Consider the following 13,340-nt stretch of genomic DNA (forward strand, 5'->3'; position numbering starts at 1 on the left):
GAGAGAAGACCGGAGTGTGGTTTCCACACGAGGATCTGAACGAGTGAAGCGGACGAAGAGATTCGCCGCTCATCACTGGCCGCAGCCTTCAGTGCCGATGGTAGTTGGGGCTCCCCCTGTGAGAGTAGGACGTCGCCAGGCACATAGGAAAAAGAGTAGCTCTTAGGAGTTATTCTTTTTATTTGTATAAAGCCATTCTATATAAAAAACCATTTTTTCCTCTTTCCTTTTTGACCTATTCGGAGAAGTTGACTTCTTATTCAATAAGTTCTACGATAATAGTAAACAGAGGTTTGACTCGAAAGGGTGGTACACTTGCAGGAGTCTCCTAGTGCTACTATTGAACAATTTTTAACATGGCTTGAACATGAAGGGAAATCATCAAATACCATCTCGACTTACCATCAGGAACTTAAGAAATATGAGATATGGCTACAGGATCACAATCAAAAACTTGAAGACATTACTCAGCAGGATGTTCAGGACTATATATTATTTTTGGAGGAAAAGGGAAAGAGTCCGACCACGACGGATAAGGTTCTTGGCGTGATCAGAACCTTTGGGAAATATTTAAAGAGACCTGCCGTTACGTTTGATATAAAGATCAAACAGGGAATTAAAAAAGATGAAATTGAAACTCTTTCAAAGGAAGAGTGTACTACACTTTTATCTGAAGTAAAGGAAAGTGAAAATGAACGAAACATAGCGATTGTTTATATGTTGCTTCATACGGGTATTCGGGTTTCAGAGCTTTGCGCCCTGAATATATCCCATATAGATTTTAGGGGGAAACAGGTAAACGTTCTGGATACCCATGGAGATATAAGGAGCATTCCTTTGTCTGAAGAATTGATAGAGTATCTTTCTTTCTATCTGAATGCTTTCCAACCAAAGAAAGCAGTATTCGTTTCAAAAAGCAATGAGCGTTTAACCGAGCGTTCGGTACAATATATGCTAAAGAAGTTCCATGTAAATGCTCAAAAACTGCGTCATACATTTTGTCAGCATCTTATCGATCATGGTGTCAGCCTTGAAGTGGTATCTAAATTGGCGGGACATAGGGACATAAACGTAACGAAGAGGTATGCGAGGTCGCGCGTTCCCGATACTGAATTTGAGAGAGCGATTCGACAAACTTTTTCGAAGGATTCATAAGTGAACTATATATTGATATGAGGTGAAGATATTGAGTAAGGATATTGGCAAATAAAAGATGGATGGCCATACCAGGTCACATACGTAAAGAGCTTGAGAGGAATGTTTTTTTGTAGAAACTGTGGAGTGACTACGATTATTGATTATATTGTGGGTTCTGAAAACCATAATATTGTATTGGAAGGCAAATGTGAGAAGTGTGGAACAGCGGTAGCCAGGTTAATTGAATAATGAATGGCAGAGCCTCTTTATCAGATAGTGATAAAGGGGTTTTTTTGAAGTGAGTAAACGTGTAATGGTCACCCAGATTTCATACTCTGTTTCCATAACAAGTCCGGTCTGGAATAACAGTAACCTAAATTATTATCCGTCATATTTTTTGTCGGAACTTTGTGGATGGTCATCTACATATATATACAAAATATGTAAGACTCCTTTTGTATCATAGAGTTACAAAATGATAGATTATGGGGGAATTCAGGTGAAGAAGTTTCTGCTAATCATTCTAGCCATTATGACCATTTCAACAGTAATAGGAGGGAAATACCACTGGAATCAAAAGGTTAGCGCCGTTCAAGGAAAGGTGAGTGAAACGGAACAGAAGAGTAAGGTAATTAGTGAAGAAGAATTGAAATCCATTGAGAATCAGAAGGTGGAAAGAGCACGGGAAAAAGATAGATTACTAAAGCTTGATAAGGTCAACTTCTTGCCTAAGGAACTACACCCTGCCTTTCAAAAAGCAATAGAAGAAAGTCGTCCTGTGCACCTAATGATCACCGGTTCATCCTCCACTTCACAAAAGGACGGAGCATGGCCGGAATTGCTGGAAAGGCAATTAGTCGATACATATGGGGAGTCGTTAATCCATGTCACGATTAAGGAAATTGACGGCAAAACATCCCAACAGGTAGTGAAAGAAAATCTATATAATGACATGGTTAAGATGAAGCCAGACATTCTTTTGTTGGAACCATTCTTACTCTACGATAATGGAGAAATCAAGATGTCTGAAAGACTGAAAAATATTTCAAAGATCATTCAGTCTTTCAAGAAAGCGAATCCGGACCTGATCACCTTGCTTCAGCCTGCAAATTCCATCTATGGAGCCACTTATTATCCAAATGAAGAGAAAGATTTAGAACGTTATGCTAAACAAAACGACTATATATATATGGATCATTGGAAAGCGTGGCCAGACTATAATAAGAAGGAAATTGAAGAATATCTAACTGAAAAAAATGTACCAAATGAGAAAGGGAATGAAATGTGGGCTGCGTACTTGAAAAAGTATTTTGTGAGGGATGGCGGTATAGAGTAATCATCACTTAACATTTATATAATTGATAAGTCCTCAAAATTTTGAGGGCTTTTTTAGATGGAAAACACTTTTTTAAACTGTGAATTTAGATTCATGAAATTTCAGCTTTTGCTCATACTGTTTCTTCATTTTTTCATCCAGACAACTTTGTATAAGATTAAAGTAATAAGTGGCAAGAAGCTTATGAAATAGTTTCATAACGCACCTCCTTTTTTCATAATAAAACTCACGACTGCTTCTTTTGAATATCGTATGTATTATTACATTCATTCTGTACTATAAACACTTTAAAATGAATAGGGAATCGTATGTATCTTTCTTACAAATTTCGTCGTCTTTTTCTTTATAATGAGTCAGAAATTAAGTCTAATCAATGCTAATCGATTACACGTTGGTGATGATTAAAGAATAGAATGGGAGGATGGTAATGAAACAGGAGGTTAGGTTTGTTACTAATTGTCGAAGGGGAATTAAATTTTAAGGTGAAGATGGACACGGAGAAGACTGACACTTTATTCAAACGTTTGTTTACAGAGAAAAGAACCACTAATAGAGGTGTAAATAAGTATCGAATTTTTAAACTTCCATTCTATTATCAAACTGCTTAGATTTGGTGATAAATGTAGAAACTAATACAGCATTAGTAGTAAGAAAGTACGTATCTTTCGTTCTTAATAAAGTTAATGGTTTTCTTAGTGAAAACAAAATATTGAGAGAAAGGAAGGTAATTCGAGATAAAGAACGTTTTTTGTTCTTTTTAATGATAAAATGACTATTTTTAACCATTTCTTATCTGGGGAATCTGTCATATACTTCAATTATTGGTTCTTTAAAAAGAACAAAATGTTTTGAAACGAACTACGTAGTTGGAACCGTCGAGGAATTTTGGATGGGAATGAAACAAAAGTGGGGCATGGGTGTAGCTTCCGAGGTTCATCAGGTACTCTAAATATTAATACAGCCCCTATATAGGTTACTCCATGAACATCATGAATTTCAAAAACGGAAGCATGCCCTGCATCATCCCAGGAATTTTACTCCTTTGCTATTCAGGCTTTGTCATCGGTAAAGCCCTTTCTCAGATTGAGATAAAGAAAACATCAGAGCCTATTGATAAAAATGTATCGTAAAGAATGTCTAGAAGGAAGTGGAGTTTATGGGGAATAAGCGATTCACGTTATTAACGATATGTGCAGTATTCCTGCTTGGGTTTTTTGTTTTTTCAATGGAGAAAGCTCAAGCGGATCAAGGGGATGCCACGAATGAAGTGGATATTGCAACATCTCCAACTGGAGTACTTTTTCAAGTGGATAATATGAAGCCGGGTGACTGGGCTACGAAAACCATCAAGGTCAAGAATCAGGGGTTGAAGGATTTTCAATATACGATGTCATCGGAACTGAAATCCGGTTCGGATCAATTATACAATGCACTAATGATGACGGTGTCAGATGCTAAAGGGGTCCTCTATGAGGGAAAGGTTTCTGGATTCAAAGGGTTTGATGCCCGTAAACTAGGTAGTTCAGAAGAGGAAGGTATGACCTTTAAGATCGAGTTTCCTGAACATCTGGGGAATGAATTTCAAGGACTCATGTCTGAAGTGAAATTCACTTTTCAAGCAGAAGGTATTGTGGGCGAATCTCTTCCAGTCGGAGGAATGACGCTTCCGAATACGGGAACATTCATTTATAAACTTCTATTGATAGGAGGACTATTATTCTTTAGCGGGCTTGGGGTCTATGTTTACCAATACCGAAGAAGAATGAATATGGTAAATGGATAGAGCCTTGATGAGCAACAGATCAAGGCTTTCTTTTTTGCATCCATAACCAGGGATATTCTTCAGCAAAAAAGGGTACTATTTGAGTAAGATTGATGGAGGTGAAGTATGAAGAAACTGTTCCTGGGGGTGGCTTTTCTGAATCTGCTGGATGGGATCATTTCTTTCATCGGGCTTAACGGATCCTTTATGGTAGAAGCCAATCCTTTTATGAATGCATTATATAGTACAAGCCCAGTACTATTCTTAGGTTTCAAAATGACGTTATCCCTCCTCCTGCTCCTTCTTGTATTTTACGACAAAATCCCCCGAAGAAAATGGGTGACACTCATGGCAAACGTTGTTAGTATCATCTATATTTTCGTATTCTGTCTTCACGGTATCTGGATCATACAATCCATTTTTTGATTGAAATCATTCGCCTCTCACTTAGGGAGGCTATTTTATTTTCGTGAAATCAACAGTCTATTATGTCCTCATTCGACACTATCTCCCAGGAAATATTCCATTTCCTCAAATTATGAGATTTTTCTCAAAAATTAGCCAAATACAAATGGAAATATTTTGGGATTGGTATATAATAGTAATAAAGTCTCATATCTAAGAAGATTCTGATAATAGAGGCTTATGACAAAAAGGGAAAAAGGAAGGTGTTTGATTTGAAAGGTTTAAAAGAGATGGTTACTCGAAGGACTGTGGCAATTTGCCCGGCATATGATGGGGTTCATCGGTCGGTGGTCCATGACTTTGATAGGAGGAAGACTTTCAGTGGAAAATCCTCCATGGAGATTCTGGACGAATCCTGTATGGCTTACAGGTCCACCTACGATGGAAGGATCAAAGCCGTCCGGCATGCATTCGACTACCTTAGAAAAACACCTCTCATGATCTGCCCGCAGCAATACATCTATGCGATACCCACCAAGGCCCCGACCGATTATGATTGTATGTGGCTGTTCTGCCAGCATATCGAGTCAACCTCCACCAGAGAAGGAAAAACCTATGTGCATTTCACCAACGGAGAACAGCTTGAAATCAACTGTTCAGAAAGTGTCATCACCAAACAGAGGGAGAGGGCAGCCGTCACCATTACCCATTTCTCCACCATCCCGACCATCTCATCCATGAATCGGAACGAAACCGGACTCTACCTCCCTGGATTCCACTCACACCTACAGAACATGGACGAATTCGGCGCCGATTTCTGAGGGACGGACCTCTAACTGAATATCAAAAAACAGGAGTAGGAATCGTGTGTTCCAACTCCTATTTGTCGTTGGTTAAATAAATTGGCTCAATTCGATGAGGTTGTTTTAATAATAGTATCTATATAAGGTTTTGTTATTTAGTATGAATTGGAGGAACTCTAAATATATGTATGTATTTTACCATTTAATCTTAAGCTTATGAGTTGATTGGAGCGGAAGGTGCTCGACTCCTGCGGGAAACTAGGGAAAGCGGAGGCGGCTTGCTCAGCCCCGACCAGCATAAGATGAATGGGCCTAAGAAGGCGTTTTTTGCCTTCTTGGGCCATTTAGCTTATGACCTCGAGGGGCTAGCCGCCGGAGCTGGACAAGGTAGAACACCACTCGCAGCCGAGGAGGCTCACCGTCAGCCCCGCGGAAAGCGAGCACCTGCAGCGGAAATCAACCAGCACTTTCCCTATTAATCAACCACGAATACGAAAAATAACGATTAAATTAGAAAACTTCTCCACTATTCCCACCCAAAACACTGGTCTATTCTAAAATTAAATTTCATATAATGAAAAATGTAATTGAAATTTTATTTTAAAAATGAGTATAATAGAGTTAATGAAAACGCATACAGATTTCTGGGAGGAATGACTTGTGAAAGAAGATAATGTTTTTGAATTATCAACAGAGAAGGTGAATCAGAATACGCTGGGGATCGATACAGCGAGTACCGGCGACATTCTTCACATGATGAATGAGGAAGATCAGAAGGTTGCGGCAGCGGTCAGGCTCGTCATCCCACAAATAGAAGAAGTGGTCGATAAGGTCGTGGCATCCATCTCACAAGGAGGAAGATTGATTTATATGGGAGCCGGCACTAGCGGAAGGTTAGGTGTCCTGGATGCAGTGGAATGCCCGCCGACGTTCAGCGTGGATAGTGACGTCGTAGTCGGGTTGATTGCCGGTGGTGAGAAGGCATTTGTGAAGGCGGTTGAAGGAGCCGAGGATGATGAAGGATTAGGGGTGTCGGATCTGAAAGAAATCGGACTGACTCCTATGGATACGGTAGTCGGGATCGCGGCAAGCGGGCGTACTCCTTATGTTTTCGGTGGACTGAAATATGCAAGGGAGTTAGGCGCGACGGCAGTGGCTCTTTCCTGCAATACAGGGTCGAAAATTTCTGCCGAAGCTGAGCTTGCGATCGAAGTGGATGCAGGTCCCGAAGCATTGACGGGATCCACCCGTTTAAAGGCGGGTACGGCTCAGAAAATGGTGCTGAATATGATTTCCACTGCAAGCATGATCAAGCTCGGGAAAGCCTACGGAAATCTGATGGTGGATGTGAATATCAGCAATTACAAGCTTGAGCAGCGTGCAATCGGCATTATCGAGAGCATCACGGGTACCGATAAAGAAACGGCAGCAGCGACGCTGAAGAAGGCGGACAATGAAGTGAAGCCTTCGATCGTGATGATTACCCTCGGTTGTGAATATGAAGAAGCGAAGAGCCGTCTGGAAGATGCCAACGGATATGTCCGGCTGGCCATTGAAAAATAGTCTGATGGTATAGGGGTACCTGTCCCCATCCGTTCATAGAAATAGAATGGGAGGGACAATAAATAGATATAAGGAACGAAAGGGGAAGGTGAATGTGACGAATAAAGAATTGGCTGGAGTCATTTTGGAACGGTTTGGCGGTGCTGATAATATCGCAAGCTATGAACATTGCATGACGAGATTGAGAGTGAAGGTGTATAACGAGGACCTTGTTCAAAAAGCCGAGATCAAGAAAATAGAAGGAGTACTCGGGTTCGTGGAGGATGAAACGTACCAGGTCATCCTGGGACCGGGGAAAGTCAATAAGGTAACGGAAGAATTCGGGAAGCTGGTTTCAGCCGGTGCAGGAGATCTTGACCTGAAGGCAAGGGCCGCAGAACAGAAGGCTGACTTGAAGAAGAAGAATGCCACACCATTCAAACTGCTTCTAAGACGCGTGGCGAATATATTCATTCCCCTCATCCCGGCACTGATTGCGTCAGGACTGATCACAGGGTTCACAAAGTTCTTCGTACAGGCAGGCTGGCTGAACGGTGAATCCCAGCTTGTCATGATGCTTTCCATCATCGGAAGCGGATTATTCGGGTACCTCGGTATCCTTGTCGGGATGAATGCGGCGAAGGAATTCGGCGGATCGGCGGCACTAGGTGGTTTGGCCGGGATCCTGATCATCAATCCCGCGATTGGTGATGTGACGCTGTTTGGAGAAAATCTATTGCCTGGCCGTGGTGGGTTGATTGGTGTCTTGATTGCAGCCATCTTCATAGCTTTTGTTGAAAAAAACGTTCGGAAAGTCATTCCACAGGCAGTCGACATCATTGTGACGCCTACGATTGCGCTACTGGTGACTGGATTACTTACGTACACAGTATTTATGCCGGTTGGCGGTTTTATTTCAGACATTATTACAAATGGACTTCTTTCTCTTATTGATATGGGCGGTCTTGTTGCCGGATTCGTACTTGGCGCTACCTTCCTGCCACTCGTTGTGACAGGCTTGCACCAAGGATTGACACCGGTGCATTTAGAATTGATCAACACGATCGGGGACGATCCGCTATTACCGATCCTTGCCATGGGTGGAGCCGGTCAGGTTGGAGCGGCATTTGCCATCTTTATGAAAACGAAAAAGAAGAAGCTGAAGCGGGCAATCGGCGGTGCGCTTCCTGCGGGGATGCTTGGAATCGGTGAGCCACTGATTTTCGGTGTCACCCTTCCATTAGGAAGACCGTTCCTGACAGCCTGTTTAGGAGCGGGGTTCGGTGGAGCATTCCAGGCGTACTTCGATGTGGCTACGTTTGCCATCGGGGTATCCGGTCTGCCGTTGATCTTCCTGGTCAACGCTGGGGAGATTCTCTACTATACTCTTGGACTATTGATTGCCTATGCGGCAGGATTCGCTTTGACGTACCTGTTTGGGTTCAAGGATGAAATGGCGAGTGAGTTTGAATGATCGGGATTTCCATCTATCTGTCTGATGAAGATGCCGAGGCGAGGATTCTTCGTGCCTCTTCATCAGGTGTCAAACTTGCTTTTACCTCTCTTCATATTCCGGAAGAATCAGGAATAAGTCCCGACCGGGTGAGGGGTCTCCTATCCCTTTTTAAAAGGGAGGGATTCCGGGTGTTTGCCGATGTGTCGAAGAAGACGCCTGCCATGCTTGGGCTTTATCGTTTTGAAGAGCTCAAAGAATTAGGCGTTACGTCCCTGAGACTGGATGATGGATTTACGACGGATGAAATGCTCGAGTTATCCCGTCATTTTCGGATCGCCATCAATGCCAGTACCGTTGGTGGAAAAGAACTGCAGCGGTGGATCGATTGCGGTCTGGCAACAGGAAACATTATTGCCTGGCATAATTTTTATCCGAAACCGGAAACGGGGTTGGATCAGGACTATTTTCTGGAGCAGCAAAACCTGTATGATACGCTCGGTATTCCTGTTTATGCATTTATACCAGGGGATGAAAAGAAGCGTGGGCCATTACATCTGGGACTGCCTACATTGGAAGACCACCGTGGACAAAGTCCATATGTCAGTGCCTTACAATTGAAAACGTGGGGCGTGACGGGTGTATTCGTTGGCGATCCAGGCTGTTCTGAGGAACTGCAGGAGAAACTTGTGCGATTCGATCAGGAAGATATCATCGAGCTCCGTTACAGTGGAAACTGGGAAATCGATGGGGAGTACCAGCTCAGACCGGATCCGGGCCGGGATGTGTTTCGGTTGTTGGACACAAGGACTGGAAGCGAGATTCCTCCACAAACTACCGAGGAGCGGCCACGGGGTGCGATTACACAGGATAATAATCTGTATGGGCGTTATAGAGGGGAAATGCAGATTGTTCGATGTGACTTAGAGAGTAACCCCGCAGTCAATGTAATGGGAAGAGTATGTGACGAAGATCTTCCTTTACTAGAATGGCTTAAACCTGGTCAAAAGCTGCGAGTGGTCAGAGGGACGGACCTTCTTAAAAAGTAGTGAAAAGAGCATGGGAACATCCCCATGCTCTTTTCATTTTTTACAAGGAATCCACCCAAATGCCTCTTTTCATGACATATTTACATATACTCATTAAATTCCCTTTATTTTCTGTTATGATATTATCAACGAATATTTCGACAATAACCGGAATGAAGGGAATGCCAATCAATGACTAGTGCTTCAACCTTGCTGATACAATACCTGGAAGATCATTCAGACGAATTTCTACATAATTGGCGAAAAAGTATCGTACTTTCAGATAACGATTTATATAAAGAAGAAGTATTGAATAATGGTGTGAAGATGTTTCAATTAGTGAAGCGTGCGATTGTGAAACCTCTCACGGAAGAAGAAATCACTACACTTGCCCACAAGACTGCCCTTGAACGGGTCAATGCCAACGTGAATATCAGCGAATTTGTATATAACGTGAATATAGGCAAGAGCATCGTTATCAAATGGGTGAGTAATTCTGGAATCGAACTGCGGGAATTGCAGCCCTTGATTGAAGATATCAATTCGCTATTTGACCGCTTCTCCTATCTCGCCGTCAGAAAATATACGGAAATCAAAGAGCAGCAGCTTCAAGAGAAGGACCTGTATATCGATCAAACCCACAAGGAACGCTTGACAATCCTCGGTCAGATGAGTTCAAGCTTCGTTCATGAATTCCGGAATCCACTGACGTCCATCATCGGTTTCACCAAGCTCCTCCAGAACGGCTATCCTGATCTTCCCTACCTGGATATCATGCAGCATGAGCTCGAGCAATTGAATTACCGCATTTCCCAATTCCTCCACGTATCGAGAAAAGACCTGATCGATAGTACAAGGGAAGAAATCATCTTGACCGATCACCTGGAAGAGACCATCGAGTTCCTGTATCCGAGCCTCCTGGATGGGGATGTATCAATCGATTTCAAATGTGAGGAAGATATCAAGGTGCTCGGAAATCGTGATGAGTTAAGACAGGTATTTCTCAACCTCATCATGAACTCTATCGATGCCCTTCAAGAAGTGGATGGTCATAAGCAGATCACTGTCTCCTGTAATGTGAAGGATGGCAGGACGAATCTAATCATCTCCAACAATGGTCCAGAGATCAAAGAAGAAACCATCGAAGCAATCTTTGAACCTTTTTACACGACGAAGGACCTTGGGACTGGAATCGGTCTGTATATTTGTAAGAAGCTGATTGAAAAGCACGGTGGCGCGATAAGCTGTCATTCTAATGAGAAATGGACGACGTTTACGATCGTCATCCCTGTTGAATCAAACGTTGTAATGTAATGAAAACATCTCATTCACTCGGAATGAGGTGTTTTTAATACGGAATGAATGACGGGAGGTCTACCTATTGAATAATAATCAATGGCCTCACATTCAGCTTCTTCAAGGGAAAAACAATTTCGACCATCAAATAGTATAGGGTTTTTCATGAGCTTGGAGATGGTTTTCAAACGTAACACTTTAAACTCTTCCCATTCGGTTGCAATGAATAACATCTCCTGATCTTCGATGGCTTCAAAGCAATGGTCTGCATATGTCACACGCGAACCAAGGGCGGATTTTGCATTTTCCTGAGCAACTGGATCGTATACCGTAACCTGGACTCCTTCTTCCAGCAACAGATTGATCATTTCCAAGGAAGCCGCTTCTCTGATGTCGTCCGTATTGGGTTTGAAGGAGAGACCTAATAGTCCTGCCCGCTTACCTTTCAGGTCCTTTAAGCGCTCTTTCGCCATTTGAACCAACTTCACTTGTTGTTTGGCATTGACATGAATGACCGATTCCAATAAGTCGAAATCATGCTCCATTTCCCCGGCCATTTGAACGAGGGCATTCGTATCTTTCGGAAAGCATGATCCCCCATATCCAATGCCGGCTTGAAGGAATGACGAACCGATGCGCTTATCCATGCCCATTCCTTTCGCCACATCTTCAACATTCGCCCCAAGTTTTTCACACAGATTCGCAATCTCATTGATAAAGCTGATCTTGGTTGCTAAAAAGGCGTTAGAGGAATATTTGATCATTTCAGCGCTTTCGATTGATGTGTGTAAAATCGGCACCCCAAACGGTAAGACCATTTCTTCTAATTTCTTAGCTGTTTCTTCCTCTTCCGAGCCGATGACGATCCGGTCCCCGTTGAACGTATCATGAATGGCGGACCCCTCCCTCAGGAATTCAGGATTTGAAGCAATCCTGAACGTGGCGGCTGGGGAAGAATGAGTGTCCAACCAGAATTTCACCTTGCGATTGGTTCCCACGGGAACGGTGCTCTTTGTCACGACAATTGTGCCCGTTTCCCGGGCATGTGAGCCGATGTTTTCCGCCACGTCCTTAAGGGCAGACAGGTCGGCAGAACCATCCGGACGGGAAGGGGTTCCCACGGCAATGATGATGACTTCAGCTTTCTCGCAGGCAACGTGATAGTCTGTGGTAAAGGACAAATGGCCGGATCCGGTGGTCTTTTCCAGTAATTCGTTTAATCCCGGTTCATAGATAGGGGACTCTCCACTCTTTAACACCTCCACTTTTTCTTTGTTTGCGTCCAGGCAAATAACGTGGTGTCCGGTTTCTGCCAGGCATGCCCCTGTGACAAGCCCTACATAGCCGGCACCGATTACTGAAATATTCATTCGGTTCCCACCTTTTCAAGCAGTTCTTTCAAGTATGAGGTTAATGCCGGTTGCAGTTCCGGCCTTCTCATCGCACATTCAATCGTCGCTTTAATGAAGCCGAACTTATCTCCGATGTCATAGCGGTCACCGTCAAATACTTTAGCATACATAGAGTGTTCTTGATTATAGTGGTTCAATGCGTCGGTCAACTGGAACTCTCCGCCCGCCCCCACTTGCAACCGTTCTAAGTAAGAGAAGATTTCAGGAGTTAGAATGTATCTTCCCATGATTGCCAGATTTGAAGGAGCTTCATGTGGAAGGGGCTTTTCAACCAATCCCCGGATGCGATGAATAGGATTCTCATCGGATTTTCCCGTTGGGAATGGGCTGACAATCCCATACTTCGATACTTCTTCATCCTTCACTTCCTGAACCCCGATGATCGGTGCTTGAAACTCATTGAAAGAATCCATCAGCTGGCTGACACACGGCTGGTCAGAAAGGATCATATCATCCCCCAGCATGACGGCGAACGGATCATCCCCGATGAAGGACCGGGCACACAGGACGGCATGGCCCAGCCCCAGTGGCTCCTTCTGTCTGATATAATGAATGTTTGCGAGATTCGCAATCAACTGCACTTCTTCAAGGGCATCCCATTTTTCTTTTTTCTCCAAGGTTGCTTCTAATTCATATGATTTATCAAAGTGATCCTCGATACTCCTCTTGCCGCGACCGGTAATGATGATGATATCCGTGATCCCGGAATGCACGGCCTCTTCTATGATGTATTGTATGGTCGGTTTATCTACGATTGGAAGCATTTCCTTCGGCTGGGCCTTCGTGGCTGGGAGAAATCGTGTACCTAAGCCTGCTGCCGGGATGATGGCTTTTGTTACTTTTTTCTTGGGTAAGGAAAGATCGAATTGATTCACGCTACACACCTCCGAAAATATGTATCTCTTTCTATATTATCAGAGGAGGGGGCGGGATATCCCTTGGGAAAGGCTGGTTTTACGAAGAATTTACATGGACGGAGTAGGTATGGAGGGGGGGATGGTAGTTGTTTGCTGGTTTAGAAAAAAGATTTCTCGAAAAGGAGGCACAATAACTGGGGGAATCTCGTATGATTATTTCAAATCAAGCTTGAAAAATGGCCCCGCCTCGCCCACACAAAAAGCCGACCCCGGCAGGCTCTAAACGCCTGCCAAGATCGGCACCACATT

At 43.4% G+C, this 13,340-nt stretch carries 13 protein-coding genes; 10 read left to right on the forward strand and 3 right to left on the reverse strand.

The features are described from left to right. Positions 1-315: 315 nt before the first annotated feature. Both NQ095_RS18365 and NQ095_RS18370 read left to right on the forward strand, forming a co-directional pair. Positions 316-1,155, forward strand: a complete 840-nt coding sequence (locus NQ095_RS18365) for a tyrosine-type recombinase/integrase (protein WP_258264887.1) — start codon at positions 316-318, stop codon at positions 1,153-1,155. A gap of 481 nt (positions 1,156-1,636) precedes the next feature. Beyond that, entirely contained in the window at positions 1,637-2,473 is an 837-nt protein-coding gene (locus NQ095_RS18370) for an SGNH/GDSL hydrolase family protein (protein ID WP_258264888.1), read from the forward strand. Between the two features lie 72 nt (positions 2,474-2,545). Here NQ095_RS18370 and NQ095_RS18375 read toward each other — a convergent pair whose 3' ends face one another. After that, the gene (locus NQ095_RS18375) at positions 2,546-2,671 is read right to left on the reverse strand and encodes a hypothetical protein (protein WP_258264889.1); all 126 of its coding nucleotides are present in this window, start codon (positions 2,669-2,671) and stop codon (positions 2,546-2,548) included. A 958-nt stretch (positions 2,672-3,629) separates the two neighbouring features. On the opposite strand from NQ095_RS18375, the gene NQ095_RS18380 reads away from it, so the two are divergent. The 8 genes from NQ095_RS18380 to NQ095_RS18415 all read left to right on the forward strand — a co-directional run bounded on the left by NQ095_RS18380 (position 3,630) and on the right by NQ095_RS18415 (position 10,780). Next, entirely contained in the window at positions 3,630-4,256 is a 627-nt protein-coding gene (locus NQ095_RS18380; RefSeq protein ID WP_258264890.1) for a TasA family protein, read from the forward strand. Between the two features lie 105 nt (positions 4,257-4,361). Further along, positions 4,362-4,661 carry a DUF5658 family protein gene (locus NQ095_RS18385; RefSeq protein WP_258264891.1) on the forward strand — a complete coding sequence of 100 codons (300 nt, stop codon included), beginning with the start codon at positions 4,362-4,364 and terminating at the stop codon, positions 4,659-4,661. A gap of 251 nt (positions 4,662-4,912) precedes the next feature. After that, positions 4,913-5,461 carry a competence protein ComK gene (locus tag NQ095_RS18390; RefSeq protein WP_258264892.1) on the forward strand — a complete coding sequence of 183 codons (549 nt, stop codon included), beginning with the start codon at positions 4,913-4,915 and terminating at the stop codon, positions 5,459-5,461. A gap of 260 nt (positions 5,462-5,721) precedes the next feature. After that, the gene (locus tag NQ095_RS18395) at positions 5,722-5,922 is read left to right on the forward strand and encodes a hypothetical protein (protein WP_258264893.1); all 201 of its coding nucleotides are present in this window, start codon (positions 5,722-5,724) and stop codon (positions 5,920-5,922) included. 181 nt (positions 5,923-6,103) lie between these two features. Next, a complete protein-coding gene (gene murQ / locus NQ095_RS18400) occupies positions 6,104-7,006 on the forward strand; it encodes an N-acetylmuramic acid 6-phosphate etherase (protein WP_258264894.1) in 903 nt (300 codons plus the stop codon). 94 nt (positions 7,007-7,100) lie between these two features. Next, positions 7,101-8,459 carry a PTS transporter subunit EIIC gene (locus tag NQ095_RS18405; RefSeq protein WP_375162861.1) on the forward strand — a complete coding sequence of 453 codons (1,359 nt, stop codon included), beginning with the start codon at positions 7,101-7,103 and terminating at the stop codon, positions 8,457-8,459. Continuing rightward, on the forward strand, positions 8,456-9,487 hold the full coding sequence (locus NQ095_RS18410; protein WP_258264895.1) for a MupG family TIM beta-alpha barrel fold protein: 1,032 nt from the start codon (positions 8,456-8,458) through the stop codon (positions 9,485-9,487). Before NQ095_RS18405 ends, NQ095_RS18410 begins: the two co-directional genes overlap by 4 nt. Positions 9,488-9,658: 171 nt before the next feature. After that, positions 9,659-10,780: a HAMP domain-containing histidine kinase gene (locus tag NQ095_RS18415; protein ID WP_258264896.1), complete on the forward strand. Its 1,122-nt coding sequence runs from the start codon at positions 9,659-9,661 to the stop codon at positions 10,778-10,780. A gap of 14 nt (positions 10,781-10,794) precedes the next feature. Here the strand turns inward: NQ095_RS18415 and NQ095_RS18420 are convergent, their stop codons facing one another. Beyond that, positions 10,795-12,132 carry a UDP-glucose dehydrogenase family protein gene (locus NQ095_RS18420; RefSeq protein WP_258264897.1) on the reverse strand — a complete coding sequence of 446 codons (1,338 nt, stop codon included), beginning with the start codon at positions 12,130-12,132 and terminating at the stop codon, positions 10,795-10,797. After that, a complete protein-coding gene (gene galU / locus NQ095_RS18425; RefSeq protein ID WP_258264898.1) occupies positions 12,129-13,049 on the reverse strand; it encodes a UTP--glucose-1-phosphate uridylyltransferase GalU in 921 nt (306 codons plus the stop codon). The genes NQ095_RS18420 and galU overlap by 4 nt, the downstream gene beginning before the upstream one ends. Positions 13,050-13,340 lie beyond the last annotated feature (291 nt).

It is taken from the genome of Rossellomorea sp. SC111, assembly GCF_024733565.1.
In the GTDB taxonomy this organism is placed as follows: domain Bacteria; phylum Bacillota; class Bacilli; order Bacillales; family Bacillaceae_B; genus Rossellomorea.